The sequence below is a fragment of the Aeromonas sp. MR16 genome (assembly GCF_022549315.1).
In the GTDB taxonomy this organism is placed as follows: domain Bacteria; phylum Pseudomonadota; class Gammaproteobacteria; order Enterobacterales; family Aeromonadaceae; genus Aeromonas; species Aeromonas aquatica.
This window is the reverse complement of record NZ_JAKZFK010000002.1, coordinates 73,678-99,896: the sequence shown is the minus strand read 5'-3', so window position 1 is coordinate 99,896 and position 26,219 is coordinate 73,678. Positions and strand designations below refer to the sequence as shown.

Sequence of the window (26,219 nt, the reverse complement as noted above, 5' to 3'; positions counted from 1 at the left end):
GAGCTGACAGAACGATGGTGGAGGATGCCAGCCTCTGTTTTATGTTCATTCGATGCCTCTCTGATACTTGAGCAGTTGCTGCAGATCCGACAGCACGCCCTTGCCAAACAGCGGCCACTCGGTCGTGCTGGCCGGCACCTCATAGCGCAGTATGGCCAACCCCTGTGGGTCGACCAGCATCAAATTCCCCGCTTGCATCTCGGCGCGGGTCTCGAGTCTGGGCTCGGCGGCCAGTTGCACCAGCGCCAGCTTGTCCAGGTTGCGGCCAAGGGCACTCCGGATCCGCTGCATCAAGACCGGCACCTGCCGGCATTCGGCCTCACAGCGCCCGGCCTCCAGATACACCAGTCGCCATTTGACCTGGCTCGAGGGAAGCGGTTGCAACAGATAGATGTCCCGGCTCAGCCACTGCCCCTTGCTGCGGGTACCGGGCTCATACCAGCCCTGGCGCAGGATCAGCGCCGCCAACAACACCGGCAGCAGGATCACCAGCGCAAAGAGGGCAGGCACCTTCCATCTTGACCATCTGTTCATGGGGACAACCTCCTTGTCAGCACCAGCCCGCCCACCAGCATCACCAGCGCCAGTCCGAGCCACTGCAGCGCATACGCCCTGTGCTTCTCCGGCGGCATGACATTCTGTTGGTAGTGATAGAGGAACGGGGAACCCTTCTGATAGAGCACGGCATCGACGAGCTGCGAGCCCACGACCTGGCTCAGGGCGTCCACCCTGATGGACTGCAGCCGGTTCGGATAGGGGCCGGCCTCGATGTTCTGACCCAGCAAGATGCCGCCGGGCCGGATACGCAGCAGGCCATCGAGTTCGAGGGTGGAGGGAATCGCCGGCTGCGGCAGCCGTTGCCGCTCGGCAGGGGCCGGCAGCCAGCCCAGATTGACCAACAGCAGGGGAGAGTGGGCATCGGCACGCACCGGGATGATCACGTCATAGCCGACTTGCTGCTCAACCAGCTGATTGTCCAGCAGCCACACATAGGGAGCGACCCACGCCACCCGCCCCCGCAGTGGCATCCCATCGAGGCGCTCAGGATGACGCCAGTCCAGTTCCGCCAGCGTCAAGGGTGCTGCTAACTGCATGGTGGCCACGTGCCCTAGCCAGGCCTCCTTCTCGGCCGCCCGCTGCCATTGCCAGAGGGCCAGCTTGCACAAACAGGCCGACACAACCAGAGTGAATATCAGAACAAACCAGCGCCTGTGATGGAACGGTCGCTGCTTATGCCATGTCGCCATGTCGCGCATCTTGTGGAGGGCCCTAACATGTTGATCAAGATAGTGCTGGTGCTCATGTTGCTGCTCATCATCGGGCAGCTGTTTCACGCCCTCTGGCTGATGCTGAGTACCGGCCAGGCCGGGCAGAAAATGTCGGCCCCACTGGGTCGCCGCGTGCTGTTCTCCCTGCTGGTGGTCGTCATCCTGCTGCTCTCGCTGGCGATGGGCTGGCTGGAGCCCAATCCTCGCCCCTATTAAGCCTCATAGCAGGTAGACAAATACGAAGAGGCAGAGCCAGACCACGTCAACGAAGTGCCAGTACCAGGCGGCGGCCTGGAAGGCGAAGTGACGATCGGCGGTAAAATGATCCTTCAGCACTATCCGCAGCCAGATGATCAGCAGGAACACAGTCCCTAGGGTGACATGCAGGCCGTGGAACCCGGTCAGTATGAAGAAGGTGTTGCCGTAGATGCCGGAGTCAAACTTCAGGCCCAGCCCCCGGTATGCATGAATGTATTCATAACCTTGCAGCCACAGGAAGCTCAGCCCGAGCAATACGGTACCGAGCAACATCCACTTGAGTCGACTGCGTTTGCCATTCTCCAATCCCATATGTGCGAACAGCAGGGTGACGGAGGAGCTGAGCAGGATCAGGGTGTTGACGAGGGGGATCCCATGCCAGGGCATGGCCTGGGTCGTGGTGCCTCCCGGCGTCTTGAGCATGGGCCAGTGCGCCGAGAAATCCGGCCACAGCAGCTGGGCCGTCATCGCCTTGTTGCCTGCCCCATCCAGCCAGGGCATGGCGAGCTGGCGGGCATAAAACAGCACCCCGAAAAATGCCAGGAAGAACATCACCTCGGAGAAGATGAACCAGACCATGCCCTGTCGGAAGGAGCGATCCATCTGGGCGCTGTACAACCCTGTCATGGACTCGTGGATGATGTGGCGAAACCAGCCAAACAGCATGTATACCAGCAGGGCGACCCCCGCCGTCATCAGATAGGGGCCCACGCCGGCTTGCTTGCTCGCGATTTCATTGACCAGATGGCCAGCCCCGAAGGCCAGGAGGAACAGCGCCATGGCACCCATGATCGGCCAGCGACTCTGCTCCGGAACATAATAATGCTGGTTCACCTTGGCCATGATTATTTCCTCTGTGCGAGCGCCGGGGCCGGCTTGGACTGAGTGATGTCATAGAGCGAATAGGAGAGCGTGATGGTGTTGATATCTTCGGGCAGGGCCGGATCTATATAGAACTTGAGCGGCATCGACTTGCTCTCCCCCGCCTGCAACTCCTGACGGTTAAAACAGAAACATTCCACCTTCTTCAAATAGGCTGCGGCAGGGCCGGGGGAGACCGAGGGCACCGCCTGACCGATCATGGTACGGTCGGTCGGATTGAACACCCGATAGTTGACCTGCATCATCTCGCCCGGTCGCACCGATAGCCGCTTCGTCTCCTCGCTGAATTGCCAGGGCATCTGAGTGTCTGCATGAGCCAGAAACTCGACCTGGACAGTGCGTTTGGAGTCGATCACCGCACGCTCGGCCGAGGCTGGCTGGGCGGCTGTCTTGCCATTGAGGCCGGTGATCCGGCAAAAGACGTCGTAGAGCGGCACCAAGGCAAAGGCAAAACCGAACATAACGACGATCACCAGCGCCAGTTTCCTGAGCAGGGGACCGTGATTCACTTGTGTCATATGGCCTCCCTACTGCACTTCTGGTGGGGTCTTGAAACTGTGGTAAGGCGGAGGAGAGGGCAAGGTCCACTCCAGCCCTTCCGCCCCCTCCCACACCTGGGCTGTGGCTGGCTTTCCCCCCCTGATACATCTGATCACGCCCCAGACGAAGAGCAGTTGCGACAGCCCGAAGGCAAAGCCACCAATACTGATAAACATATTGAAATCAGCAAATTGCAGCGCATAGTCGGGGATCCGGCGGGGCATGCCCGCCAGCCCGACGAAGTGCATGGGGAAGAACAGCATGTTGACCGAGATCAGCGAGCACCAGAAATGCCACTGCCCCAGCCGCTCGTCATACATGTGCCCCGTCCACTTCGGCAGCCAGTAATAAGCCGCGGCCAGGATAGAAAAGACGGCGCCGGTGACCAACACATAATGGAAATGGGCCACGACAAAATAGGTGTCGTGATATTGGAAATCGGCCGGGATCATGGCCAGCATCAACCCCGAGAAGCCCCCTATGGTGAACAGGGTAATGAAGGCGATGGCAAACAGCATGGGGGTCTCGAACGTCAGGGAACCCCGCCACATGGTGGCAACCCAGTTAAATACCTTCACCCCGGTCGGCACCGCGATCAGCATGGTGGCGTACATGAAGAACAGTTCGGCGACCACCGGCAGCCCAGTCGTAAACATGTGGTGAGCCCAGACCATGAAGGACAGCAACGCTATGCTGCTGGTGGCATAGACCATGGAGCGATAGCCAAACAGTTTCTTGCGGGAGAAGGTGGGAATGATGCTGGATACTATGCCAAAGGCCGGCAGTATCATGATGTACACCTCCGGATGGCCAAAGAACCAGAATATGTGCTGGAACATCACCGGATCCCCTCCTCCGGCCGCATCGAAGAAGCTGGTACCAAAATACTTGTCCGTCAGCACCATGGTCACCGCCGCCGCCAGTACCGGCATGACCGCAATGAGCAGGAAGGCCGTGATCAGCCAGGTCCAGACAAACAACGGCATCTTCATCCAGCCCATGCCCGGCGCCCGCAGATTGAAGATGGTGACGATGACGTTGATGGCCCCCATGATGGATGAGATCCCCATGATATGGATGGCGAAGACGAACAGCGCCGTGCTGTTGCCGCTGTATTTGGTCGACAAGGGGGCATAGAAGGTCCAGCCCGAACTGGGGCCGCCGCCCTCCATGAACAGGCTCGACAGCAGGATCAGGAAGGCAAACGGCAGGATCCAGAAACTCCAGTTGTTCATCCGGGGCAGCGCCATGTCCGGCGCCCCGATCATCATGGGGATCAACCAGTTGGCCAAGCCGGTGAAGGCCGGCATCACGGCACCAAAGACCATGATGAGGCCGTGTACCGTGGTCATCTGATTGAAGAACAGCGGCTCGACCAGTTGCAGCCCAGGCTGGAACAGCTCGGCCCGGATCACCATGGCCATGGTGCCGCCGGTGAAGAACATGGCCAGGGCGAAGAGCAGGTAGAGGGTGCCGATATCTTTGTGGTTCGTGGTATAGAGCCAGCGCCTCAGCCCCGATGCCGGCCGGTGGGAGTGGTCTGCGTGCAGGGTATCCGTGATTCCATCACTCATGCCGGCTCCTCACTTGTCATTTTTCAGAAGGGACTGCACATCGGCAGCCTGAATGAGGTCACCGGTATTGTTGCCCCAGGCATTGCGTTCATAGGTCACCACGGCGGCAAGCTCCTGGACCGTGAGCTGCTTGCCGAAGGGTTGCATCGCCGTCCCGCTCTTGCCATGCAGGACCAGGTTCAGGTGCTGGGCCCGGTTATCAGCCAAGGTGGTGATCTTGCTGCCCTTCAGCGCGGGGAAGATGCCAGGCAAGCCGGTACCCGCGGGCTGATGGCAGGCGGCGCAGTGACCCAGGAATACCTTCTCCCCCAGCTCCATGGCCTGTGGCAGGGTCATGGTTTGACTGGCCAGGTCTTGCTGCTGGGCCTTGGCGGCAGCCTGATCATCTGCAGTCTTGGCAATCCAGCCATCAAACTCTTCGGCCGATTTTGCCACCACCACTATGGGCATGAAGCCATGATCCTTGCCGCATAGCTCAGCACACTGCCCCCGATAGGTACCGGGTCTATCTATCCTGGTCCAGGACTCATTGATGTAGCCCGGATTGGCATCCTTCTTCACCGCGAAGGCGGGCACCCACCAGGAATGAATGACATCATCCGAGGTCATCAGGAATCTGATTTTCTTGCCGACGGGCAATACCAAGGGGTGGTCGACCTCCAGCAAATAGGTGTCGCTCTTGGGCTGTTCACCCGAGATCTGTTTCTTGCTGGTGGCCAGCAGGGAATAAAACTCCACCGGGTGCTCGAGATATTTGTAATGCCATTTCCATTGAGATCCTGTGATGAGCACGGTCAAGTCGGCCTTGGAGGTATCTTCCATCTTCAACAGGGTCGAGGTGGCTGGGGCGGCCATCGCCACCAATATCAGCACGGGAATGGCGGTCCATAGCAATTCGATGCGGGTACTCTCATGGAATTGGGCGGCCTTGGCGCCACGGGATTTCCGATGATGGATAATGGACCAGAGCATGGCCCCGAACACGAGCAGCCCGATCAGACAGCAGATATAGAAGATGGTCATGTGCAGGTCATAGACCCGCTGACTGATAGCGGTGGCCCCGCGCGTCATGTTGAATGTTATTTCGCTGGCGGAAACACTGCCGCCAGCGAGACATATCAGCCATGCACCATGGTTAATTGCATTTTTTCCCACATGGCACTCCCTGTGCACGCTAGAAAAGATGGTGAGCATTAACCGCTGACATAACTAACCATCTGAAAATAATGCATTTATTAAAATCACTTTCACAATCAAGTATTAGTCCATATTCCGAAAAAGCCAAAATGAGGCCGATCAGGATGGACTCATCAGAGCGATTTTCATCGAATCTGATGGTGAGCCGCGCTCTTGAAGAGTGGCAGATAAACAAGGGGCGCATGGCGCCCCTTGTTTATCTATGCTGACTCACCATGACGGTTTGCCGACCCGGGCCGTCCCCTCCTGCCTCAGCCCCTGTCCTCGCCCCCGTCCAGCAACCGGGCCACCAGGGTCCTCAGGGACTTGATCAGGGCAGGCTTGCCCGCCAGTTTCAGCGCCCTGGCCAGCTCAGACCAGGGGGCATATTGCCAGATGCTGGCGATCAGCAGCCGGCGCTCGCCGGGCACCAGCTCATCCAGTGCGGCCACCCGGGCAGCCAGCCAGCGTTGCAGGCTGGACTGACACAGCTCGAACGGCTTGTGATGATGGGCAAAGCACATCAGCTCCTGGTGCTCAAACTCATCCGGCTCGGCCACATCGGTGACCATATCCCCGCTCAGACATTGCCAGATCAGCTCGGTGTCCAGCCCCCTGAGCTCTCCCGCCAGCAGGGTCGGCAGCTGGCGCACAAAGCGCCGTCGCCATCCGGCCAGCTCCGGTTCCAGCGCCGTTTTCAGTGGCTTGAGCAGCAGGGCCGCATGGCTGCCGCTGGCCGCGTCCCGTTGCAGGCCGATGCGCAGCACCCTCAGCCCCGCCTTGCGCCAGAACGGGAGCAAGTCGGTACTGGCGGAAAAGGCGGAACCCAGATAATCGAGCCCCAGTGCGCGGTAATGAGCCTCCAGCTTGCCCAGCAGCAAGGAGCCCAGCCCGTGGCGATGCAGCAACGGGTGGATGGCGATGCGCATCACCCTGGCGTAGCTACGCTCACCCGCCGTGGTGAACCCGGCGTGGGCGAGCAGGGACTGAGGCAACAAATGACCCCGGGGTCGTCGCCGCCCGGCCCAGATATCGCGGGCCAGCGCCGGCGCTATGTTGCCTTCCCGTGCCACCAGCGCGACCCCGAGCAGGCTCTGCTCTTGCTCCAGCAGGTGGATGTCGAGATCCGGGCTCTCCAGCAGGGATCTGAGATCGCTCGGGCTGGTCTGGTAGTGGGCCAGCACCAGCAGGCCGAATACCTGATCGAGCAGCGCCTCATCCTCCGCCAGCTTGTCTTGCCCGATCTGCCGCCAGCCTGGCGCCGTCGGGGGTGGTGGTGGCAGAACCTCGGCATTGAGGCCGAGCAGGCGGAATACCAGTGGCTCCAGCGGATCGTGCTGGCTCCAGCGAATGGGTTCGGCCAGGTGTAGCTCCTGCCAATCCGGGGTCTGCCGATCCAGTACCCGCTTGAAACGCAGATGAAAGCCGCGTCCCGTGCCCTCATAGCCGTGCTCCGTGGTCGCGAAGACGATGCGGCTGTGGCGAGCCAGCATGGCCTCAAGCAGCGGGGTCGGGATGGCGGCAGCCTCGTCCACCAGCAGCAGCGCCGGCTGAAGATTGCCCTGTACCAGCCGGTCCGGTGACACATAGCTCAGCCCGGCCAGCCGCTCAGGCGTGCTCGCCAGCGCCTCGGCGGCATGGGCAAACAGGGTCGCGACCGTGGCCTGGGACGGGGCCGTGACCACTATCTGCAGGGCGGGATCCTGACGCAGCAAATCGGCGGCGGCGAGGCCGAGCAGGGCGCTCTTGCCGCGGCCACGATCGGCGCTGAGCACCAGCGGGCGGCCGCGATGACCATGCAACACCTTGTGGATCGCGGGCAGGGCATGAGCCTGATCGGCACTGAGTGGCCGGCCGGGTCCCAGAGGCAGCCAAGGTTCCACCCCGGTCGGCGGACTCAGGGAGAGTGCAGGATCCCCCGCCAGCAACCGCACCAGCCGGGCGATAAAGCCGTGCCCCGCCCGGCCCGCATCCTCCGGCTGGGCCACCAGCCGCAGCCGGTCCGGATCCGGATAAGTGGGCCACTGCGCTCGGGGCGGTGTCAGCAGCAACAGCAGACCGCCGGCGCGCAGCGTGCCAGCCAAGGCGCCGAAGGCATCGGGATGAAAGCCGCTGAATGCGTTTAGCACGAGCGTGTCGCACTCCTGACCCAGCCGCTGCAACGCCTTGGCGGCCGGCAAGGGGGCGTACCGCTCAGGCCCCTCCCCCAGCCAGAAGACAGCCTCCCCGAGCAGGGGCTCGGCCCGGGCGATGCAATCCGCCTCCACCCCTTCCAGCCAGATCAGACGCCGCTCGCCACCATGGGCGAGCGCTAGGCGCAGGGTGCTCGACTCGACGGGGGTCATGAGGCGCCGTGGTCGCCGGATTTGACGCGGGGCTCGAACATGCGCACCCCCATCTGATCGATGAAGGTATGCGCCTTCTGCACCATGAAACGCTCGGCATCGGCCGGGCTCGCGAACAGATCGGAGCGGATGAAGCGGTGGGTCTGCAGGGCGCCATCCACTTCCTTGGTGATGCGGCCCGCCAGCCGGTATTGCCCCCCTTCCGCCATGGGTTCGGGGTAGATGAGATAACCGGCGTATTCGGTCGGGGTCACCTCGATAACAGGTGTCGGCTGGCCTTTGAACAGGGTGCTGAACAGTTTCTTGAGCATAATAGTCTCCTCTCTGATGGGAGCATTGTCCCCAAGGGGTGAGTGGCTGGCAAGCGGGTGAGCTTATTCCTAATCGTTATTTGCATTGCGAACGGTTCTCATTTAGATTTCATCTCAATCCAGCATGAGGTCAGAATTATGTACGTGTGTTTGTGCCGCGGCATCACAGATACCCAGATCCGCAAGGCGGTACAGGCAGGCAAGACCGAGTTCCGTCAACTGAAACAGTCGCTGGAAGTGGGTGCCCAATGCGGCAAGTGTGTACGCATGACCATGGAGGTCATCGCCGCCGAACTCGACAAGGTGGAATCGGATCAGGAACCGCTCTATTACGAAGTGGCCTGATACCGCGATTTGATTTTCTACGCAGATCCCTCACGGGCTCCCCGCACCCTCAGGCGAGCGAAATCGTCGGCCCTCTTATGGTCATCTTTCTGGACTAAGCTCTAGTGATCGATGCCTCAGGCTCACATAGCCGCAGGCACGAACATAAGGAGTAATGTCGATGAAAGGAGATCCCAAGATCATTGCCCACCTCAACAAGGTGCTGGCCAATGAGCTGGTTGCCATCAACCAATACTTCCTGCATGCCCGTATCTACGATGACTGGGGCCTCAAGGGGCTCGGGCACAAGGAATACCATGAGTCCATCGATGAGATGAAACATGCCGACGAACTGGTCAAGCGGGTGCTGTTTCTGGAAGGACTGCCCAACTTGCAGGATCTGGGCAAGTTGCGCATCGGTGAGACGGTAGAGGAGATGCTGCGTTGCGATCTTTCGTTGGAAATGGATGCCATTCCCGACCTGAAAGTGGCCATCACCTATGCCGAATCCGTCCATGATTACGTCAGCCGTGACCTGTTCCAGGAGATCCTGGAAGACGAGGAAGAACACGTGGACTGGCTGGAAACCCAGCTCGATCTCATCGAACGCATCGGTCTGGAAAACTATCAGCAATCCCAGCTGCACTCGGCATCATCCTGAATAGTTATGCCGTGAGACACCCGCTTCCCAACCCGCTCCGGCGGGTTTTTTCATCTTTGAACGCATAGCTTTTCATCAGGCTTATCCATATGAAATTCAACGCTATTTTTGTTAAGTGAGTCGCAAAAGGCGGCGGTCTGACGGTGCACTATTGGAGCCCCTTAATGGGACTCATAATAACAAGGCATTAAAGGACTAAACCATGCACTTCTCACTCGACAAGGTGGCGCTGGGTTGCGCCATCGCCTTCTCCCTCACCGCCTGCAACGACAACAGCTCCAAGGCACCTGCGGATCCCGTCGCCACCAAGGCGACCCTGATGCAAACCATGGACGAGGCCCTGCGCGAGAGCCAGGCTCTGGATCCCTACGGCTTCGCCATCGATGAACAGAGCATTGCAAAGCGCAAGGCGCTCGACGCCTCCCTGCTCAAGCGGCTGGATGCACTGGATCCCGCCGTACTGAGCGAACGGGATCGGCTGTTCTACGACATGATCCGCTGGGATCTGCGGATCAACCTGGAAGGTTATGGGCTGCCCCAATCCCAGATCCCCATCCATCACTTCCGCAACCGGGTGGTGGATCTGGCCGATGAGGTCGGCGCAGCCCCCGCCAGTGGCAGGGCCGCCCGCACCGTCGGCAGCGGCTTCGACTATTTCGAGCAGAGCTCGGCAGATAGGGCGGCGCCGGGTGATGCCGCCTGGCGGCGGGATCTCGACCGCACGGCCACGGCGCCTGCGCTGGACACTCAGGCGCGGGCGGCGACGGCCCCCCTGGCCTGGTATCAGGAGCATCTGACCTGGCTCAAGGCCTATGACGCCTATCTGGCCGAGGTGAAGCACCAGTTCGAACTGGGCAGCGCCCGGGGCAACACCCTGCCGGGTGAGCTGGTGGACAGGCTGCTGACCCAGCTGAACAGCAAGCTGGATGGCGAGGCGATCGCCGGCGCCTATCTCGGCTGGCAACAACTGCCGGGGGAGGCCGACGAGGCGCTGCGCACCGACTACAAGGGGGTGCTGGACAGCATCAACGGCCGCTATCTGGCGCTGCGGGACTATCTGGATTATCGGCATGGCGGTGCCTATGCGGTACGCCTGGGCAGCGGTGAGTGCGACGACGGCTTCTGCGGCATGACGGATGGTCGCGACTGGTACCGCTGGCTGCTGAAGAAACACAGCACCACCAACATGACGCCGGAGGAGGTGCATGAGCTGGGGCTGAGCGAGGTGGATCGGATCTTCGGCGCCATGGTCAAGGTGTGCCACACCGTCGGCCAGTGCGACAGCGAGGAGGTGGCCAAGAGCAAGCAGAGCGGCCAGATCTACGCCTTCTTCCGCTATCTGAACGAGCCGGGCTTCTTCTACCAGAATCCGCTGTCGGCCTGGTCTGCCGGCCTCAATCCGGGCAACGCGGCCGGGGCTGCGCTGAGCGAGCCGCAGCAACAGGCGCTGGCCGAGCATGAGCGGGCGCTGCGGGAGTACAACGCCTTCAAGAGCAAGGCGGCGCTGGTGCTGCCGGACTTCTTCGATGCCGAGCGCACCATTCCCAAGCTGGATTACGAGGTGGTGCCCGTCGCCTACGGGGATGCGCCCTACGGCGGGGTCGCCTGGTATCAGGATGGCAATCCCCAGACCGGTCGCAAGGGGCAGTTCTTCCTCAACACCTACTACCCCTATGGCCTGCAGAGCTGGAACATCAGCACCTTGCTGGCCCACGAGGGGGCGCCCGGCCACCACTTCCAGATCACCATAGCCCAGGAGCTGGCGGCCAAGGATCCCGACTTCCCGCTGTACGTGGCGAACGCCTCCTACACCGCCTATGCGGAAGGCTGGGCGCTCTACACCGAGTATCTGGCGGATCACGACTTGGGGCTCTATCAGGGGCGCGGTCTCTACGACCCTGCGGTGGGGGATGTGAAGGTCGAGGGCTCCCCCGCCTTCAACAACCAGCTGCAGTACTTCGGTCGCCTCAACGAGGAGATGCTCAGAGCCATGCGACTGGTGGTGGACACCGGCATCCACTGGTATGGCTGGAGCCACGACAGGGCCATCGGCTACATGCAGGAGAACTCGGCGCTGGGGGCGGGAGACATCAGCTCGGAGGTGCCGCGCTACATGGCCTACACCGGCCAAGCCACCTCCTACAAGGCGGGTCAGCTGGCCCTGATCCGGATGCGGGAATCCGCCGAGCAGGCCCTGGGCGGCAGTTTCGATCTCAAGGCCTTCCACCACCAGGTGCTGGAATACGGCATGCTGCCCATCTCGGTGCTGGAGCAGAAGAACCGGCAGTGGATAGAAGAGTCGAAGTGATCACAGATACGGCGCCCGGCAAGGCAGCGGGCGCCGCTTTCGATTAGGATACGACTCAATTTCCTTCACATTGCTACGGAAGACTTCCATGGAACTGATTGCACGTGAGATGGCCCCCCACAAGCGGGTTGCCCTGGTGGCTCACGACAACATGAAAACCCCCTTGCTGAACTGGGTGCTGCGCCGCAAGGAGGAGCTCAAGCTCCACCACCTCTATGCGACCGGCACCACGGGCACCCTGCTCGGCAAACAGGCACAGTTGCCCATCACCTGCCTCTTCTCCGGCCCCATGGGCGGCGACCAGCAGCTCGGCGCCCTGATCGCCGAGGGCAAGATCGACGTGATGATCTTCTTCTGGGATCCCCTCAATGCCGCGGCCCACGATCCGGATGTGAAGGCGCTGTTGCGTCTGGCGGCGGTGTGGAACATCCCGGTCGCCACCAACGAGGCGACCGCAGACTTCATCATGGACAGCCCGCACATGCAGCGCGCCTTCAGCATACAGGTGCCGGACTACGCCGGTTACCTCAAGGCACGCACCGAGTAACCAGCGCCAGACAGCAAAGAGCCGGACACATAGTCCGGCTCTGTTTATTTCAGGATGACGACAGGCTTAGCGCTGGAGGCTCTTCTGGGCGAACTTGGGCCTGGCGTTCATGATCTGCTCCACCTGCTCGTCGCTCATCTTGCCACGGGAGAGCCCCAACACCTTGTAGGTGAGCAGCGGCCGCGCCGGCAGGGCGATCATCAGGGCGCGGATCTGGTTCTCGTCCTCTTTCTCACGCACCGGCTTGCCGTAGGCATAGGTCAGCACCCCGGCATCCATCAGGTTTTTGACGGCGGGCTCGGTGATCGGCAAGTTTATGACGCTTTTACGCTGCAGCACGAACTCGCGCAGCACCGCCTTCTCGTTGAAATCGAGGAAGCCGATCATCTGGGCCAGCAGCCCCTGCTGACGGCGGGACTGCCACTCGTCACAGGCCCACTCCCAGGCGATCAGGAAACCCTGGCTGCAGAAGTAGGAGATGGCGATCAGCATGCCAACCCCGAGCCAGGCGGCATGTACCGTGGCCCACTGGCTGACGGCCCCCTTCATCAGGCCGGCCGGAAACAGCAAGATGATGCTGCAGCAGAGCAGCAACCAGACCATGAGCCAGTTGAGGCGGTTCAGCTGATAGAAATGTTGGATCCACCGTTTCATCGTTCATCCTTCCCAGAGCATTGTGGACAGTACTCAGCTGATAGCAATCGCTGTGCCAATGCGCAGCTAAGGTGGGCAAGGAAACAGACCGGGCGTTACATCCCCTTACAACTTGTTGATCCCATTATTATTAATTTCCCTTGTGAGACGGCCACCGGGTTGGTAAAAAACCTGCACTGTCATTGGGGAGTAGCAACCCGCCCGTGATCCGGGCAGGGCTCATGTCAACATTCTTGGATCTGCCGATCCATGGCATGAGCGGCGATAGCATCTATCGCTCTGCAAGACCTTTGGCCTCGATATGCTAGCCAGCCAGGCGAGCCGTATCGGGTCCATCGGTTGTTCTGCTCGCCTGGCGGTTGCCCATCATGCCGATCACCCTGCTGTTGTTCCTGCTCTCCGCCGTCACCATCTATCTCGCCTGCGAATATTTCGTCAACGGCATCGAGTGGACCGGTCATCACCTCAAATTATCCCAGAGCGCCACCGGCTCCCTGCTTGCCGCCCTCGGCACGGCGTTGCCGGAGTGCATCGTCACCCTGAGCGCCCTGCTGATGGGGGATACCTCTGCTCAGCAACAGATCGGGATAGGCGCCGCCCTCGGCGGTCCGCTGGTGCTCTCCACCCTGGGTTATGCCGCCGTCGGCCTGACCCTGCTGCTCTGCCTGAACCCTGACCAGAGGGTCATAGATAACGAGGTACAACGCGCCATAGGCCGGGATCAACGCTGGTTTGCCGGCATCTTCCTGGTGGCGGTGGCGCTCGGCATGGTGACCCTCACCGGCAAGGCCTGGCTGGCGCCGCTGTTCGTGCTGATCTATCTGGTCTATGTGCGGCGTGAGCTGAGGCAGACCGACAGCCATGAGGTCTCGTTGCCGGCCCCCCTCAAGCTGGATCCCGGGGCCAGGATCCCGGCGCGCGGCAAGGTGTTGCTGCAGACCCTGGGGGCGCTGCTGGCGGTGACGCTGGCGGCTCAACTCTTTGTTCATCAGCTGGAGAGCATGGGCGAACTGCTCGGCCTCTCCCCCGCCTTGGCGGCCCTGTTGCTGAGTCCGGTGGCGACCGAGATGCCGGAGCTGATGAACGTGCTGATCTGGGTGCGCCAGGGCAAGAACCGGCTGGCGCTGGCCAACATCTCCGGCGCCATGATGATCCAGGGCACCATTCCCAAGGCGTTCTGCCTGCTGTTCACCCCCTGGCTGCTGGACAGCACCATGCTGGTCTCCTCGCTGGTGACCCTGCTGGCGGTGGTGTTGCTGTGGTGGGGCTTTCGCCGGGGGAGGATGACGGCGGCCAGGCTGGCCTGGGTGGGGCTTATCTATCTCGCTTTCTGTGGCTGGCTGGGGGTGAGCTGAGGGCACGCTGGTTTGTGTGCATGACGCCATGAGAAAGGGCAGGATGAGATCCTGCCCTTGTTTATTTTCATGGGGTTATGTCAGCCCCTGAGCCCCGGGATCAAAACTCCTTGAACCAGCGCTGGATCTGCTTGGGATCCTTGCTCTGGGTCAGGGAGAGCATCAGCAGGATGCGCGCCTTCTGCGGGTTCAGGGTGCCTGCGGCCACGAAGCCGTACTTGGCGTCGTCGATCTCGGCGTCCAGGGTGGTGGCGCCGGTCGGCACGCGGGCAGAGCGCACCACCCGGATGCCGTCCTCGCTCGCCTTGGCCAGGGTATCGAACAGGCTGTGGTAGAGATTGCCGTTGCCCACCCCGGCGCTGACGATGCCGTCAAACTTGGCATCCACCAGGGCCTTGGCCGGCAGATCGCTGGCGTTGGCATAGTTGTAGACGATGCCCACCTGGGGCAGCTTGTCGAGCTTGCTCACGTCGAACGGGGTCTTGCTGGTGTGCAGGCGAGCCGGGCTGCGCTGGTAGTCGATCTTGCCGTTGTGGATATAGCCGAGCGGGCCGAAGTTCGGGGCCGCGAAGGTCTGCACCCCGGTGGTGTTGGTCTTGGTGACGTCACGGGCATCCAGCACGGTGTCGTTCATGGCGACCATGACGCCACGGCCCTTGGAGCTCGGATCCGAGGCGGTGACCACGGCGTTGTAGAGATTCAGCGGACCGTCGGCACTCATGGCGGTGGAGGGACGCATGGCGCCAACCAGCACCACCGGCTTGTCGCTCTTGACGGTGAGGTTCAGGAAGTAGGCGGTCTCTTCCATGGTGTCGGTGCCGTGGGTGATGACGATGCCATCCACGTCATCCTTGGCCAGCAGCTCATTCACCCGTTTGGCCAGCTTGAGCCACACCTCGTCGTTCATATCCTGGGAGCCAATCTTGACCACCTGCTCCCCCTGCACCTCGGCCACGTTCTTCATCTCGGGCACGGCGGCAATCAGGGTCTCGATGGCCACCTTGCCGGCCTCGTAGTTGGACTGGGTCGCAGACTGACCCGCCCCGGCGATGGTGCCGCCGGTCGCCAGGATGTGCACGCTGGGCAGCGCCATCGCCAGGGGGGAGAGGGTCAGGCCGAGTACGGTGGCGAGCAGGGTCTTGCGGATAGGGAGGGTCATGCTGCAATCCTTCTGGATGGTTGATTGCAGCATTTTTATTCTTTTTAAACCGAATTTAAGTGATCACTCTCACCATTAAAAACAAGTAAACAGAATATTAGTCTGTTTTTTACCTCTATGGTGTTAGTTCACTCTACCGAGAAGCCCTTGGCCTCGATCAGGGCGACGATCTCGGCCTTGCTCAGCTCGCTCTCGACCACGGCCTTGCGGCTATCGAAATCGACACTGGCCTGGGTGACGGCGCTCTGGGCCAGCAGCGCCTTCTGCAGGCTGGCGGCGCAGCCACCACAAGACATGCCGGATACGGTGAGTTCGATAGTCATGATTGCTCTCCTCTCTGTGGGTGTGATCTCAGCCTAAAGCTGCCGCCAGCGGCAAGGTCAAGCCTCAACGCGCCACCACGGATTCACGCACTATGAGGCGACCGTGAAACTTCAGCTGCTCGTCGGCAGGAAGCAGGCTCTGGGCCAGCTGCGCCTGCAGCAGACGCACGCACTCCTGCGCCAGCCGCTCGCTCGGGTATTCGATGCAGGTGAGCGGCGGCGTCAGCTGATCCGCCAGCGGGGATCCCTCCAGGCTGATGACGGAGACATCCTGGGGGATGTTGAGATTGAACTCCCGCAGCAGCCGCATGGCCTCGGCGGCCAGGGTATCGTGCTGAACCACCAGCGCGGTGAAAGGCAGATAGCGGTTGAGCAGGCCGAGCAGGGCCTGCTGGTTGCCGGTGCCATCGATCACCAGCTGACCGTTGTAGGGCAGCGACTGCTGCTGCAGCGCCTGCTGATAACCCTGAATGGCATGCTTCCCGGCCGGAGAGTGTTTGTCGTCGAGCATCAACACCAGCTGGCGGTGCCCCTTGCCGAGCAGGAAACGACAGGCGCTCTCGGTGGCGAAGGTCAGGTCATAGCAGAGATTGAGATTGTCCGAGTCGCTGACGCCATCGAGCTGGATCAGCCTGTCATCCGCCTGCAGCGCCTGCTTGGCGCCGATCACCAGCACCCCATCGCAGCGCCCTCCCAGCAACTCGTCGACCGCTTGCTGCTGTTGGGCCAGCCCTTCGGCGAAACGCACCAGCATGCTCTTGCCGGCCCCGGTGAGGAAGCCGTCGATCAGGGGCAGCATGCTGGCAAGGTGTCCCCCCAGCTGGGGAGAGAGGATGACGCCGATGCAATCGGTCGCCTGGGTGGCGAGGGAGCGGGCGGTCGCATTGGGACGAAAATTCAGCTGCTCCGCCGCCTGCAGCACGGCCAGCCGGCTCTCCTCACGCACTCCGCGCGAGCCGCTCAGGACGCGGGAAACGGTGGCTTTGGATACATTCGCGAGACGCGATACGTCGGTAATATTGGCCATGGCTTCATCAACGGTAACCGGTTAACAGGTTTCCATCCTAGCACAAGCCGATGCCGGCCGGTAAGGGTTGCCTCGTTGCGCCGACGGAAAAGGGGAGCCCGGGCTCCCCTCTGTCATGCAGGCTTGCAACTCAGAAGAAGTACTTGAAGCGTACGCGGCCACCGTAACGGTCGATGTTGTCCACCTCGCTGCTGTCGACATTCAGCTGCGACCAGTAGGCCCCCAGATAGATGTCGAAGTTGCTCAGATCCAGCACATTGGGGATCTTGTAGGAGGCGTAGACGGTGTTGATGCTGTGCTTGCCGATCATCTTGCTGAAGTCGGCGCTGTTGTTGTTCAGGTTGGCGCTGCTGATGTCGTTGATGGCGTAGATGTAGCCCAGACCGGCATTGTGCCAGATGAGGTTGGCGCCGAGGGTGGTATCGGTTTCATCTTCGGCATCCATGCGGGCCGCGTTGGCGTTGATGACCAGGGCATCCTGGGTCCAACTGGTGGTGATGCCGTAGCCCATGCGATCGGACACGGAGACATCGTCATTGGTCACGATGGCGTCGTTGATCACGTTGCCCTCGGCCCCCAGCGCGACCTTCAGGTTCTCTCCCTTCCAGGCGACGACCGGACGCACCATGATGGAGTCTTTGGCCTTGGTCAGCGCATAGCCATGGTACTGCTGACCGGCGAACAGGTTGGTGCGATCCCCGATCAGGCTGGAGAGCTCCAGATACCAGTTGCCGGTCTCCTTGTTCAGCAGCAGCTGACCCCCCTTGCCCGCCCGGCCGCGCCCTTCCTTCAGCATGTAGACGTAACCGTTGCCGTCGGAGTAGAGATCGTTGGCACTGTCCCCTGAATGCTCGACGAAGATGTCCTGACCCAGCGGGAACATGTCATAGGCCTCGAAGCGACCGACCTTCATGCCCCAGTTGCTGCGCTGACCGAAGCCCAGATAAGCATCATCGGCACCGGCGCCGCCGTTGGTGCCTATGGTGGGCTGGATCTGGATCTGGCCGTAGCGACCATCCTCCAGCTCCCGCACTCCCTGGAAGTTCAGCAGCAGGCGACCGTCCTCGTCCCAGCGGTCGCTGCGGGTCTCGCTGGTCTGACCCAGCACGTTGCCACGGGTGGTGTTGGAGGCATTGAGGTTGATCTCCGCATCGCCCCCCAGGCTCAGGCGCCCAAAGTCCGTGTTGGTCTCCACCACGGCATTGGCCATGAAAGGAGTGCTCAGGGCCAGGATGGCGATCAGCTGGGCGGACAGGTTCGTCAGTTTCATTATTATCATTCCTTGAGTTTTATGATTTTGATATATAAGCGTTTATTTATTTGTCTCTCCGAAGAGAGGGCAAATTCGGGCATGCCTTTTCCCCATCGCAGGGCAATGTGAGACCAGGAACATGGGGGGTGCGGGTGGGCGGGGCCCTGCCCGCGTGCTAACTCAGGGCGGGCATCGACGCCTTTCCCTTCGGCCGGGGATCAGAGGGCCCATGTCGCGACTCCTTCGCTGCAGCTAGGCAACCAGGCGGCGCCCCGCACCCCGCTGCTGTCCCCATAGCGGGCGGGCAGCAGTCGGGTGATGCAGCGATCCGAGAACAGATAAGGCTCCAGCGCCGCTGGCAGCTCCCGATAGAGGGCATCGAGGTTGGAGAGACCGCCGCCAAACACGATGACATCCGGATCCAGCACGTTGATCAGGCTGGCCACGCTGCGGCCGAGGGCGCCGATGAAGTGCCTGTAGTGGGTGTGGGCCTCGGGGTTGCCCAGCGCCGCCGCCGCCATGATCTCCGGGGTGCTCATGCTCACCCCATGGGCCTGGTTGAAGCGGGCGCTGAAACCGGTACCGGAGACGAACCGTTCTATGCAGTTGTGGCGGCCGCAGTAACAGGGTTGAGCCGGGCCATCCAGGGCCGGATCGTAGCCGGGCAAAGGGTTGTGACCCCACTCCCCGGTGATGGCGTTGGGGCCGACCATGAGCTGGCGGTTGACCACCAGCCCCCCGCCGCAGCCGGTGCCGAGTATGATGCCGAACACCAGTCGCCCTGCCTCACCGGCCCCGTCGACGGCCTCCGACAGGGTGAAGCAGTCGGCGTCATTGGCGATGGCAACCGGCTGACCCAGCGCCCGCATCAGATCGCCCTCGAGATCCTGACCGTTGAGAAACAGGCAGTTGGCATTCTTGATGCGACCGGTCTGCGGGCTGACCGCCCCGGGCAATCCGATGCCGATGCTGAAGGGTCGATCCAGCTCCTGGCGTATGCCCTCCACCAGCTGGGTGATGGCGGCCAGGAAGTCGGCGTAACCCGTGGTCGGGGTCGGGATGCGCTTGCGCAGCAGGCTGACGCCTTCATCATCGAGCAGTTGTGCCTCTATCTTGGTGCCCCCGATGTCGAGTCCGAGTCGCAACATGATGGTGTCCCTCAGGCGGCCAGCTTGCGGTGCAGCTCGATGAGCTCGGTGACCAGCTCCCGGGCGAGCATGGCGGTCATCAGGTGATCCTGGGCGTGTACCAGGATCAGCTTGACCGGGATCTTGCCCTCCCCCTCATCCGCCTCGATCAGCCGGGTCTGCACGGCATGGGCGGCATTGGCGGCCTCGGCGGCCTGGCGCAGCAGATCGTCGGCCTCGGCAAACTGGCCGACTCTGGCCTGGCGCAGCGCCTCGAAGCAGAGGCTGCGGCTCATGCCGGCGTTGATGATGAGACCCATGACTGTCTCTTCCAGATCGAACATACACACTCCTTGGTGATGGCGCCGGCCCTGGGCCGGCGCGCGCTCTATACGGGTCTGACGGAATAATCAGTCGAAGCCATTCTCGCGGGCTGCGGTGGCGAACCACTGACCGCTCTTCTTGATGCGCCGGGTCTGGCTCTCCAGCTCCAGCTCGACGAAGCCGTAGCGATTCTTGTAGGCATTGCTCCAGGACCAGTTGTCGATGAAGGTCCAGAGGTGATAGCCCCGGCACTGGCAGCCCTCTTCCAGCGCCTTGTGCAGCCAGATGAGGTGATCCCGGATGAAGCCGATACGGTAGTCATCCTGGATCTGGCCATCCTCGCCCTTGAACCTGGCCTCCCCCTCGACCCCCATGCCGTTCTCCGAGATGTAGCTCGGGATGTTGCCGTAGTGGTCGCGCAGGTTGGTGAGGATGTCGTAGACCCCCTGCTCGTAGATCTCCCAGCCCCGGTGCGGGTTCATCTTGCGGCCCGGCATCTCGTAGTAATCGAAGAACCACTCCGGCATGAAGGGGCTGGCGGGGTTGACCGCGTTGCTGCGCGCCTTGATCCGGCGCGGCTGGTAGTAGTTGACCCCCAGCAGGTCGATCTTGCCGGCCGCCAGCAGGGCCTTGTCCCCCGGCTCGCAGGCCGGCAACTGGTCATACTCCTCGAGCAGCGCCACCAGCTCGGCCGGGTATTCCCCCTTGACCGCCGGATCCAGGAAGCTGCGGTTGAACATCAGATCGGCGATGTTGGCCGCCTTCAGATCCGCCGGATGTTGCGAGCGCGGATAGGAGGGGGTCAGGTTCAGGATGATGCCGATCTGGCCATCCTGGCCGAGCAGGCGGTAACGCTGCACCGCCGTGGCGTGCGCCAGCATGGTGTGGTAGGCCACGGTGGCGGCGCGGCGAAAATCCACCACGTTCGGATAGTGGAAGTCGTAGAGGTAGCCCCCCTCCACCGGCACGATCGGCTCGTTGAAGGTGAACCAGTGCTTGACCTTGTGACCGAACAACTTGAAGCAGGTCTCGGCGAACGCGGCGTAGGCGGCGACCACTTCCCGGCTCTCCCAGCCACCCAGCTCCTGCATGCTCATGGGCATGTCGAAGTGGAACAGGCAGATGAAGGGCTCTACTCCTGCTGCCACCAGCTCATCGATCATGGCGTCATAGAAGGCGACGGCCTCCGGGTTCGGCTCTCCCCGTCCCGCCGGGATCAGCCGCGACCAGGCGATGGAGGTGCGGAAACTGTTGTGGCCGAGCTGGCGCAGCAGGCGGATGTCGTCGCGAAAATGCTGGTAGAAACCGGACGTCTGCGCCGGCCCAATCTGCTGGTGGAAGCGATTGGGGGACTGCTCGAACCAGTGATCCCAGATGGTGGGCGCCTTGCCCCCTTGCTGGCTGGCGCCTTCCGCCTGGGCGGCGGACGAGGCACTGCCCCACCAGAACTGTTCAGGAAAACGGTATTGCATCTGTTGTTACTCCAGGCTTGAAAAGAGAGGCCGCCAGGCGGCCCCGGCAGACAATCAACGGCTGGTGGCAGCCGCCAGCGGACGCGCTTCCACGCGGTCGGCTTGCTCTTCCTGTTTGAGCAGGGTGCGCTCATAGGCTTTCAGGAAGGGGTAGTACATGGCCGCGGCGGAGCACATGCACAGCAGGCTCAGCACCATGGGGCTGATGGCCCAGTTGGCGGCCCAGGAGGCACCGATGGGCCCAGGCGTGGTCCAGGGGGTGAGGGACACCACCCGCTCCACCAGGCCGAAGTCCAGGGCAAACCAGGCCAGAGTGGCGTTGATCATGGGCACCAGGATGAAGGGCAGGAAGAAGACCGGGTTCATGACGATGGGGGCACCGAACAGGATAGGTTCGTTGATGTTGAACAGGCCCGGCACCACGCCCATCTTGCCGATGGATCTCAGGTGCGCCGCCTTGCTACGCAGCAGCAGGAAGGCCAGCGGCAGGGTGGAGCCGACGCCACCGATCAGCAGGTAGTGATCCCAGAAACCCTGCAGGAAGATGTGGGGCAGTGCCTCACCCGCCGCCATTGCGGCCTGGTTGTTGGCCAGGTTGGCCATCCAGAACGGATTCATGATGCCGGTGACGATCAGGGCACCGTGGATCCCGGCGAACCAGAGCACCTGGCACACCAGTACCGCCAGCAGCATGGCAGGCAGGGAATCGGACGCAGCCACCAGCGGCTTGACCAGAGACATGATGGCTTCCGGCAAGATCATGCCGGTGGTGTTTTCCAGCAACAGGTTGAGGGGATGCAGGGTCAAGATGATCACCAGCACCGGGATCAGCACCTCAAAGGAGCGGGCGACGCCGGTCGGCACCTGGGGCGGCAGCTTGATGGTGATGTTGTTGCGCTTGAGGAAGGCGTAGACCTCGGCCGCATAGATGGCGGTGATCAGGGCCGTGAAGATCCCCTGGCCGGAGAAGTACTGCATGGAGATGGCACCATCCTTGACCGGCGCGGCCACCAGCATGAAGGACATCAGGCAGAGCAGACCGGTGGTGACCGGATCCAGCCCGTTCTGGCGGGCCAGGCTGGCCCCGATCCCCACCGAGATGAACAGGGTCATCAGCCCCATGCTCAGCTGGAACGGCAATAGCAGCTGGGGTTGATAGGTGGCCGAGAAGTCGAGCCAGGCGCGGGCGAAGCCCCACTGGGTCTGGGGTGAGAAGGGGGGAAAGATGAACACCAGCATGAAGCTGCCGACGATCATGAAGGGCAAGGCGGCGATGAAGCCATCACGGATTGCCTGCACATATTTTTGCTGGCCAATCCGCCCGGCCAGCGGGCTGACCCGGTTTTCTATGGTACTGACAAAGCGTTCGTAAAGGGTGTTCATGAAGGTTTCCTTGTGACTTTCACTGGTAGGTGTCTGCGCATCAGCCGATCAGAGTGAGGGCGTGGTCGAGGACCTTGTCACCCCGTTGCATGCCGTAATCCATCATGTTGATGGTGTCGACCGGTACGCCGTGGGCGGCTGCCCGCTGCTGCAACTCGGCCTGCATGTATTTGACCTGGGGCCCCAGCAGCACGACCTGGTAGTGCGGCATCTGCAGATCGAACTCTGCCGCCCCGAAGGCCTGTATCTCTGCGCTCAATCCCCGCTTGTCCGCTTCCTCTTTCATCTTCTTGACCAGCAGACTGGTGGACATGCCAGAGGAGCAGCACAACATGATCTTTTTCATTTCCCGATTCTCCAGGGGTTCGTAACGGACGGGGCATTCTTGATCGAACGGATTTAAATTGGAAACCGGTTTCCACAATTCATCCATTGATGTGTGAGCGGGATCGGTAATTTCCGGTCAAGAGCGGCTGGAAGTGTGAGCGAAGTAATGAAATGGCAAAATGGTCGCGGATATTACGGAAACGGAGCAGCAAAATCGTCAGAATGGAGCCAAAGCCCCGGGATGACAGGGGATGAAAAGCGAAAAAGGACGGAAAATAGAGTGATGAACCTGCAATGGATGGCAATGCTGGTCGGCATGATTGAGCAGCGCATGGTACCGTTTGCCAATTGGCTGACCCGCAGTCGCCATGTGCTCTCGTTACGGGATGGTTTTCAGTTGGCCATGCCCTTTGTCATCGTCGGCAGCCTGCTGGTACCCATACTGTTTCCCCCCATATCTCCCGATACCCCGCACGCCTTCGGGCAGTGGCTGCACTGGCTGGCGCGGGAGCTGCACCCTTTTCTGTTTCCGGTCTATTCCCACACTCTGGGGCTGGTGGCGCTGATCATCGCCTTTGGCTCGGCCTCCAGCCTCGCCAAGGCCTATGAGATGCCGGAGCGGCTGTGCGGCCTGGGGGGCTGCATGGCGTTTCTGATGCTGATCGACTTCCGGTCGCTGCAACCCGGGGTGTTTGGCTATCTAGGGGGGGCCGGGATCTTCACGGCCCTGCTGATGGCGTTCTATTCGGTGGAGGTGACCCGCTTCTTCTATCGTCGTGGCTGGTATATCAAGATGCCGGAGGAGGTGCCGGTGATGACGAGGCGGGGCTTTCAGCTGATAGTGCCGCTGCTGTTCACCATGCTTTCGCTGAGCCTGCTGCGACTCTGGCTGCAACAGCAGTTCGGGATCAGTCTGCCGGACTTCATGGCCGCCCTGTTCCGGCCCCTGATCGTGGGGGCCGACACCCTGCCCGCCCTGCTGATCACCCTGCTGATCGCCCATCTGCTCTGGTTCATGGGGATCCACGGCGCCCTGATAGTGACCGGTCTGCTGTCCCCCTTCTGGATGGCCGGGGTGAGTGCCAACCAGGCGGCGCTGATGGCGGGGGAGCCCCTGCCCCACATCTTCCTGCAGGGATTCTGGGACTATTACCTGCTGATCGGGGGCATTGGAACCACGCTGCCGCTGGTGTTTATGGCCATGCGCAGCCGCTGCCACTCCATCCAGTCGGTGGGCAAACTGGGCTTCATTCCCTCCATGTTCAACATCAACGAGCCCCTGCTGTTCGGCTTCCCCATCATAATGAACCCGCTGTTTTTCCTGCCCTTTATCGGCGTTCCGCTGATCAATGCGGTGATCGCCTGGCAGCTGACCCAGTGGGGCTTTCTCGACAGGTTCATCGCCCTGCTGCCCTGGTCCATGCCCTCACCGCTCGGTGCCGCCTGGGCGGCGAACGGCAGCTGGAACAACGGCCTGATGAGCCTGGTCTGCATCCTCAACGGCTATGTGCTCTACCGCCCCTTCTTCCTGGCCCACGAGAAGATGGTGCTGGAGCAGGAGCGCGAGCGGCTGGGCTGAAGAACTATCCCATCAGCCCGAGATAGTTCATCAGCGCGGCCCCCAAGCTGGTGCTCACCAGCGAGCCGAGGGTGGTAGTGGCGATGATGTTCGCAGCCAGCACGCTGTCGCCGCCCATGGCGCGGGTCATCACATAGCTGGCGGCCGCCGTCGGGGTGGAGCTGATGAGAAACAGAATGCCGAGGGCCTGGGTGCTGAAACCGAGCGCCCAGGCTCCCGTCACCAGCAACACGGGGATGCAGAACAGCCGGTTCGCGGTGGCCCAGCCGGTCAGGGTGGCACCGCCTCGCAGGGCCTTGAGGTTCAGGCTGGCCCCGGTGCAGAGCAGGGCCAGTGGCAGCGTCATGTTGGCGAAATAGTTGCCGGTGTTGATGACCAGCTGCGGCAGCTCTATGCCAAGCAGACCGAATGGCAGCGCCGAGAGGATGGCGATGATGAGGGGGTTTTTGACGATCCCCTTCAGGATGGGCCTGATCCCCCGCCCGCCCCCCAGGCTGCGGGTGAGGGTGATGACGGCGAGAATGTTGTAGAGCACTGTCACTGCCCCCACCAGCAGGGCCGCGGCGCCGATCCCCTCGGGTCCATAGGCGTTTTGCACATAGGCCAGCCCCATGATCCCCATGTTGCCGCGAAAACTGCCCTGCACGAAGATGCCGCGCAGTTTCTGCTCGCTGATGAAACGGGCCGCCAGCAGCTCGAGTACCAGAAAACCTGCCAGGGTGCCCAGCAGGCCGTAGAGGATGAGCCAGGGGCTCGGCATGGTGGAGAAATCGGTGCGCACCATGCTCAGAAACAGCAGGGCCGGCAGGGTGACCTGGAACACCAGCCGCGAGGCGGATTCGACGAAGCTGTCCGGCAACAGGCCGAGGCGCTTGAGCCAGATCCCGAGCAGCAGCACCATGCAGATGGGGCCTGTGATGGAGAGGGAGAAGTGCAGACTTGCCAACAGATCCATGATGCGCGTCCTGTGCGAAGCGAGCGGCAGGCCGCCAGCCGGAATGAAGAGGCCATTCTAGCGTCATGGGCTTGTATTCACAGGGGTTAATCACAACAATGTGGTCAATTCCCTGCCTGAGCACCCGATATGGAAAAGAAACTGACCATCCTCGACATCGCCCGCCTCTCGGGCGTCGGCAAGTCGACCGTCTCCCGGGTGCTCAATCAGGATCCCAAGGTCAAGTCCCAGACCCGGGAGCGGGTGGAGCAGATCATTGCCGAGCACGGTTTCGTGCCGAGCAAGTCGGCACGGGCCATGCGCAGCCAGAGCCAGCAGGTGGTGGGCATCATCGTCTCCCGACTCGACTCCAGCTCGGAGAACCAGGCGGTGCGCGGCATGCTGGAGACCCTCTACCGCCATGGCTACGACGCCGTGCTGATGGAGAGCAAGTTTTCCCCCGCCAAGGTGAGCGAACACCTGGCCGTGCTGGAGCGGCGCGGGGTGGACGGCATCATACTGTTCGCCTTCAACGATCTCGATTACGCCACCATGGCCCCCTGCAAGGAGAAGCTGGTGCTGATGGCGCGGGAGCATCCGGGCTTCTCCTCGGTCTGCTTCGATGACGCCGGCGCCGTGCATACCATGCTGGCCCAGTTGGAGAAGCGCGGCGCCAGCGATATCGCCTATTTGGGGGTCGATACCTCGGATCTCACCACCGGCCAGCGCCGGCTCGATGCCTATCTGGCCCATTGCGCAGAGCGGGGACTGAGGGCGCGCACGGCGCTGGGGGATCTCAGCCTGCAGAGCGGCTATCGACTGGCGGCCGAGCTGCTCACCCCAAGCACCCAGGCGCTGGTCTGTGCCAGCGATACCCTCGCCATGGGCGCGGCCAAATACCTGCAAGAACAAGGGCGCAGCGAGGTGTTGGTGACCGGCCTTGGCAACAACCCCCTGTTGACCTTCCTCTTCCCCAACGCCCTCAGCCTGGATCTCGGCTACAAGGGCGCGGGTGAACAGGCCGCCCGCCAGCTGCTCGGCCAGATCGAGCAAAACCGATCGCCGCAGGCCACCATAGCCCCCTGTCAGCTGCTGTGAGCCCCATCACT

The 26,219-nt window shown here is 61.8% G+C and carries 27 protein-coding genes and 1 riboswitch; of the genes, 8 read left to right on the top strand and 19 right to left on the bottom strand.

From position 1 onward, the window contains the following. Positions 1 to 45: 45 nt before the first annotated feature. Complete coding sequence (locus MM194_RS02880; protein WP_241342597.1) at positions 46 to 534, bottom strand: hypothetical protein; 489 nt, start codon at positions 532 to 534, stop codon at positions 46 to 48. Further along, positions 531 to 1,247 (bottom strand): SURF1 family protein, encoded by a 717-nt coding sequence (locus MM194_RS02875; RefSeq protein ID WP_241342596.1) that lies wholly within the window; start codon positions 1,245 to 1,247, stop codon positions 531 to 533. Before MM194_RS02875 ends, MM194_RS02880 begins: the two co-directional genes overlap by 4 nt. Positions 1,248 to 1,274: 27 nt before the next feature. Here MM194_RS02875 and MM194_RS02870 point away from each other — a divergent pair, with 27 nt between their 5' ends. Beyond that, positions 1,275 to 1,484 carry a DUF2909 family protein gene (locus tag MM194_RS02870; RefSeq protein WP_218291548.1) on the top strand — a complete coding sequence of 70 codons (210 nt, stop codon included), beginning with the start codon at positions 1,275 to 1,277 and terminating at the stop codon, positions 1,482 to 1,484. A 3-nt stretch (positions 1,485 to 1,487) separates the two neighbouring features. Here MM194_RS02870 and MM194_RS02865 read toward each other — a convergent pair whose 3' ends face one another. From MM194_RS02865 to MM194_RS02840, 6 genes are all read right to left on the bottom strand, one after another. Beyond that, positions 1,488 to 2,369, bottom strand: coding sequence for a cytochrome c oxidase subunit 3 (locus tag MM194_RS02865; RefSeq protein ID WP_241342594.1), 882 nt, complete (start codon positions 2,367 to 2,369; stop codon positions 1,488 to 1,490). 2 nt (positions 2,370 to 2,371) lie between these two features. Continuing rightward, positions 2,372 to 2,926, bottom strand: a complete 555-nt coding sequence (locus MM194_RS02860) for a cytochrome c oxidase assembly protein (protein WP_218389122.1) — start codon at positions 2,924 to 2,926, stop codon at positions 2,372 to 2,374. A gap of 9 nt (positions 2,927 to 2,935) precedes the next feature. Continuing rightward, positions 2,936 to 4,522 (bottom strand): cytochrome c oxidase subunit I, encoded by a 1,587-nt coding sequence (gene ctaD / locus MM194_RS02855; RefSeq protein WP_033129467.1) that lies wholly within the window; start codon positions 4,520 to 4,522, stop codon positions 2,936 to 2,938. Between the two features lie 9 nt (positions 4,523 to 4,531). Further along, a complete protein-coding gene (gene coxB / locus MM194_RS02850; RefSeq protein ID WP_277605015.1) occupies positions 4,532 to 5,716 on the bottom strand; it encodes a cytochrome c oxidase subunit II in 1,185 nt (394 codons plus the stop codon). 254 nt (positions 5,717 to 5,970) lie between these two features. Further along, positions 5,971 to 8,043 carry a GNAT family N-acetyltransferase gene (locus MM194_RS02845; RefSeq protein WP_241342590.1) on the bottom strand — a complete coding sequence of 691 codons (2,073 nt, stop codon included), beginning with the start codon at positions 8,041 to 8,043 and terminating at the stop codon, positions 5,971 to 5,973. After that, positions 8,040 to 8,354 carry an HlyU family transcriptional regulator gene (locus MM194_RS02840; protein ID WP_033129469.1) on the bottom strand — a complete coding sequence of 105 codons (315 nt, stop codon included), beginning with the start codon at positions 8,352 to 8,354 and terminating at the stop codon, positions 8,040 to 8,042. Before MM194_RS02840 ends, MM194_RS02845 begins: the two co-directional genes overlap by 4 nt. 138 nt (positions 8,355 to 8,492) lie before the next feature. Between MM194_RS02840 and MM194_RS02835 the strand changes: the two genes are divergently transcribed. From MM194_RS02835 to MM194_RS02820, 4 genes are all read left to right on the top strand, one after another. Continuing rightward, positions 8,493 to 8,699, top strand: a complete 207-nt coding sequence (locus MM194_RS02835) for a bacterioferritin-associated ferredoxin (RefSeq protein ID WP_241342588.1) — start codon at positions 8,493 to 8,495, stop codon at positions 8,697 to 8,699. A gap of 160 nt (positions 8,700 to 8,859) precedes the next feature. Next, positions 8,860 to 9,339 carry a bacterioferritin gene (gene bfr / locus MM194_RS02830; RefSeq protein ID WP_042641191.1) on the top strand — a complete coding sequence of 160 codons (480 nt, stop codon included), beginning with the start codon at positions 8,860 to 8,862 and terminating at the stop codon, positions 9,337 to 9,339. Positions 9,340 to 9,541: 202 nt separating this feature from the next. Next, the gene (locus tag MM194_RS02825; protein WP_241342586.1) at positions 9,542 to 11,647 is read left to right on the top strand and encodes a DUF885 domain-containing protein; all 2,106 of its coding nucleotides are present in this window, start codon (positions 9,542 to 9,544) and stop codon (positions 11,645 to 11,647) included. 88 nt (positions 11,648 to 11,735) lie between these two features. Continuing rightward, complete coding sequence (locus MM194_RS02820) at positions 11,736 to 12,194, top strand: methylglyoxal synthase (RefSeq protein WP_033129472.1); 459 nt, start codon at positions 11,736 to 11,738, stop codon at positions 12,192 to 12,194. Between the two features lie 66 nt (positions 12,195 to 12,260). Here MM194_RS02820 and MM194_RS02815 read toward each other — a convergent pair whose 3' ends face one another. Continuing rightward, positions 12,261 to 12,848, bottom strand: coding sequence for a superinfection exclusion B family protein (locus MM194_RS02815; protein WP_033129473.1), 588 nt, complete (start codon positions 12,846 to 12,848; stop codon positions 12,261 to 12,263). A gap of 170 nt (positions 12,849 to 13,018) precedes the next feature. Continuing rightward, positions 13,019 to 13,127, top strand: a riboswitch (yybP-ykoY riboswitch). 89 nt (positions 13,128 to 13,216) lie between these two features. Here MM194_RS02815 and MM194_RS02810 point away from each other — a divergent pair. Continuing rightward, on the top strand, positions 13,217 to 14,203 hold the full coding sequence (locus tag MM194_RS02810) for a sodium:calcium antiporter (protein WP_241342584.1): 987 nt from the start codon (positions 13,217 to 13,219) through the stop codon (positions 14,201 to 14,203). A 100-nt stretch (positions 14,204 to 14,303) separates the two neighbouring features. Here MM194_RS02810 and ansB read toward each other — a convergent pair whose 3' ends face one another. The 9 genes from ansB to MM194_RS02765 form a co-directional block, all read right to left on the bottom strand. Next, positions 14,304 to 15,362 (bottom strand): L-asparaginase 2, encoded by a 1,059-nt coding sequence (gene ansB / locus MM194_RS02805; RefSeq protein ID WP_241342583.1) that lies wholly within the window; start codon positions 15,360 to 15,362, stop codon positions 14,304 to 14,306. A gap of 128 nt (positions 15,363 to 15,490) precedes the next feature. Next, a complete protein-coding gene (locus tag MM194_RS02800) occupies positions 15,491 to 15,685 on the bottom strand; it encodes a heavy metal-associated domain-containing protein (protein WP_033129475.1) in 195 nt (64 codons plus the stop codon). Positions 15,686 to 15,749: 64 nt separating this feature from the next. Further along, positions 15,750 to 16,712, bottom strand: coding sequence for a LacI family DNA-binding transcriptional regulator (locus MM194_RS02795; RefSeq protein ID WP_033129476.1), 963 nt, complete (start codon positions 16,710 to 16,712; stop codon positions 15,750 to 15,752). Between the two features lie 130 nt (positions 16,713 to 16,842). Next, positions 16,843 to 17,982: a carbohydrate porin gene (locus MM194_RS02790; protein ID WP_241342582.1), complete on the bottom strand. Its 1,140-nt coding sequence runs from the start codon at positions 17,980 to 17,982 to the stop codon at positions 16,843 to 16,845. A 200-nt stretch (positions 17,983 to 18,182) separates the two neighbouring features. Beyond that, positions 18,183 to 19,112: an ROK family protein gene (locus MM194_RS02785; RefSeq protein WP_033129478.1), complete on the bottom strand. Its 930-nt coding sequence runs from the start codon at positions 19,110 to 19,112 to the stop codon at positions 18,183 to 18,185. An 11-nt stretch (positions 19,113 to 19,123) separates the two neighbouring features. Then, complete coding sequence (chbA, locus tag MM194_RS02780) at positions 19,124 to 19,435, bottom strand: PTS N,N'-diacetylchitobiose transporter subunit IIA (protein ID WP_033129479.1); 312 nt, start codon at positions 19,433 to 19,435, stop codon at positions 19,124 to 19,126. Between the two features lie 66 nt (positions 19,436 to 19,501). Further along, a complete protein-coding gene (locus MM194_RS02775; RefSeq protein ID WP_033129480.1) occupies positions 19,502 to 20,887 on the bottom strand; it encodes a glycoside hydrolase family 1 protein in 1,386 nt (461 codons plus the stop codon). A gap of 54 nt (positions 20,888 to 20,941) precedes the next feature. Then, positions 20,942 to 22,270: a PTS sugar transporter subunit IIC gene (locus tag MM194_RS02770; RefSeq protein ID WP_033129481.1), complete on the bottom strand. Its 1,329-nt coding sequence runs from the start codon at positions 22,268 to 22,270 to the stop codon at positions 20,942 to 20,944. A 40-nt stretch (positions 22,271 to 22,310) separates the two neighbouring features. Next, the gene (locus tag MM194_RS02765; RefSeq protein ID WP_033129482.1) at positions 22,311 to 22,616 is read right to left on the bottom strand and encodes a PTS sugar transporter subunit IIB; all 306 of its coding nucleotides are present in this window, start codon (positions 22,614 to 22,616) and stop codon (positions 22,311 to 22,313) included. Positions 22,617 to 22,880: 264 nt separating this feature from the next. Here MM194_RS02765 and MM194_RS02760 point away from each other — a divergent pair, with 264 nt between their 5' ends. Beyond that, on the top strand, positions 22,881 to 24,176 hold the full coding sequence (locus tag MM194_RS02760) for a PTS transporter subunit EIIC (RefSeq protein ID WP_241342581.1): 1,296 nt from the start codon (positions 22,881 to 22,883) through the stop codon (positions 24,174 to 24,176). A gap of 4 nt (positions 24,177 to 24,180) precedes the next feature. On the opposite strand, the gene MM194_RS02755 is transcribed toward MM194_RS02760, so the two are convergent. Continuing rightward, a complete protein-coding gene (locus MM194_RS02755) occupies positions 24,181 to 25,131 on the bottom strand; it encodes an AEC family transporter (protein WP_241342580.1) in 951 nt (316 codons plus the stop codon). A gap of 129 nt (positions 25,132 to 25,260) precedes the next feature. Between MM194_RS02755 and treR the strand changes: the two genes are divergently transcribed. Continuing rightward, positions 25,261 to 26,208: a trehalose operon repressor TreR gene (treR, locus tag MM194_RS02750; RefSeq protein WP_033129485.1), complete on the top strand. Its 948-nt coding sequence runs from the start codon at positions 25,261 to 25,263 to the stop codon at positions 26,206 to 26,208. Positions 26,209 to 26,219 lie beyond the last annotated feature (11 nt).

Excerpts from the sequence above, each read along its gene's own strand:
- coxB (WP_277605015.1), bottom strand. The coding sequence starts at position 5,716 with ATGCTCACCATCTTTTCTAGCGTGCACAGGGAGTGCCATGTGGGAAAA.
- MM194_RS02860 (WP_218389122.1), bottom strand. The coding sequence starts at position 2,926 with ATGACACAAGTGAATCACGGTCCCCTGCTCAGGAAACTGGCGCTGGTG.
- MM194_RS02760 (WP_241342581.1), top strand. The coding sequence starts at position 22,881 with ATGAACCTGCAATGGATGGCAATGCTGGTCGGCATGATTGAGCAGCGC.
- MM194_RS02880 (WP_241342597.1), bottom strand. The coding sequence starts at position 534 with ATGAACAGATGGTCAAGATGGAAGGTGCCTGCCCTCTTTGCGCTGGTG.
- MM194_RS02775 (WP_033129480.1), bottom strand. The coding sequence starts at position 20,887 with ATGCAATACCGTTTTCCTGAACAGTTCTGGTGGGGCAGTGCCTCGTCC.
- MM194_RS02785 (WP_033129478.1), bottom strand. The coding sequence starts at position 19,112 with ATGTTGCGACTCGGACTCGACATCGGGGGCACCAAGATAGAGGCACAA.
- MM194_RS02815 (WP_033129473.1), bottom strand. The coding sequence starts at position 12,848 with ATGAAACGGTGGATCCAACATTTCTATCAGCTGAACCGCCTCAACTGG.
- MM194_RS02875 (WP_241342596.1), bottom strand. The coding sequence starts at position 1,247 with ATGGCGACATGGCATAAGCAGCGACCGTTCCATCACAGGCGCTGGTTT.
- MM194_RS02835 (WP_241342588.1), top strand. The coding sequence starts at position 8,493 with ATGTACGTGTGTTTGTGCCGCGGCATCACAGATACCCAGATCCGCAAG.
- bfr (WP_042641191.1), top strand. The coding sequence starts at position 8,860 with ATGAAAGGAGATCCCAAGATCATTGCCCACCTCAACAAGGTGCTGGCC.
- MM194_RS02755 (WP_241342580.1), bottom strand. The coding sequence starts at position 25,131 with ATGGATCTGTTGGCAAGTCTGCACTTCTCCCTCTCCATCACAGGCCCC.
- MM194_RS02840 (WP_033129469.1), bottom strand. The coding sequence starts at position 8,354 with ATGCTCAAGAAACTGTTCAGCACCCTGTTCAAAGGCCAGCCGACACCT.
- MM194_RS02870 (WP_218291548.1), top strand. The coding sequence starts at position 1,275 with ATGTTGATCAAGATAGTGCTGGTGCTCATGTTGCTGCTCATCATCGGG.
- MM194_RS02770 (WP_033129481.1), bottom strand. The coding sequence starts at position 22,270 with ATGAACACCCTTTACGAACGCTTTGTCAGTACCATAGAAAACCGGGTC.
- MM194_RS02800 (WP_033129475.1), bottom strand. The coding sequence starts at position 15,685 with ATGACTATCGAACTCACCGTATCCGGCATGTCTTGTGGTGGCTGCGCC.
- MM194_RS02865 (WP_241342594.1), bottom strand. The coding sequence starts at position 2,369 with ATGGCCAAGGTGAACCAGCATTATTATGTTCCGGAGCAGAGTCGCTGG.
- treR (WP_033129485.1), top strand. The coding sequence starts at position 25,261 with ATGGAAAAGAAACTGACCATCCTCGACATCGCCCGCCTCTCGGGCGTC.
- MM194_RS02765 (WP_033129482.1), bottom strand. The coding sequence starts at position 22,616 with ATGAAAAAGATCATGTTGTGCTGCTCCTCTGGCATGTCCACCAGTCTG.
- ctaD (WP_033129467.1), bottom strand. The coding sequence starts at position 4,522 with ATGAGTGATGGAATCACGGATACCCTGCACGCAGACCACTCCCACCGG.
- MM194_RS02820 (WP_033129472.1), top strand. The coding sequence starts at position 11,736 with ATGGAACTGATTGCACGTGAGATGGCCCCCCACAAGCGGGTTGCCCTG.
- chbA (WP_033129479.1), bottom strand. The coding sequence starts at position 19,435 with ATGTTCGATCTGGAAGAGACAGTCATGGGTCTCATCATCAACGCCGGC.
- ansB (WP_241342583.1), bottom strand. The coding sequence starts at position 15,362 with ATGACCCTCCCTATCCGCAAGACCCTGCTCGCCACCGTACTCGGCCTG.
- MM194_RS02795 (WP_033129476.1), bottom strand. The coding sequence starts at position 16,712 with ATGGCCAATATTACCGACGTATCGCGTCTCGCGAATGTATCCAAAGCC.
- MM194_RS02810 (WP_241342584.1), top strand. The coding sequence starts at position 13,217 with ATGCCGATCACCCTGCTGTTGTTCCTGCTCTCCGCCGTCACCATCTAT.
- MM194_RS02825 (WP_241342586.1), top strand. The coding sequence starts at position 9,542 with ATGCACTTCTCACTCGACAAGGTGGCGCTGGGTTGCGCCATCGCCTTC.
- MM194_RS02845 (WP_241342590.1), bottom strand. The coding sequence starts at position 8,043 with ATGACCCCCGTCGAGTCGAGCACCCTGCGCCTAGCGCTCGCCCATGGT.
- MM194_RS02790 (WP_241342582.1), bottom strand. The coding sequence starts at position 17,982 with ATGAAACTGACGAACCTGTCCGCCCAGCTGATCGCCATCCTGGCCCTG.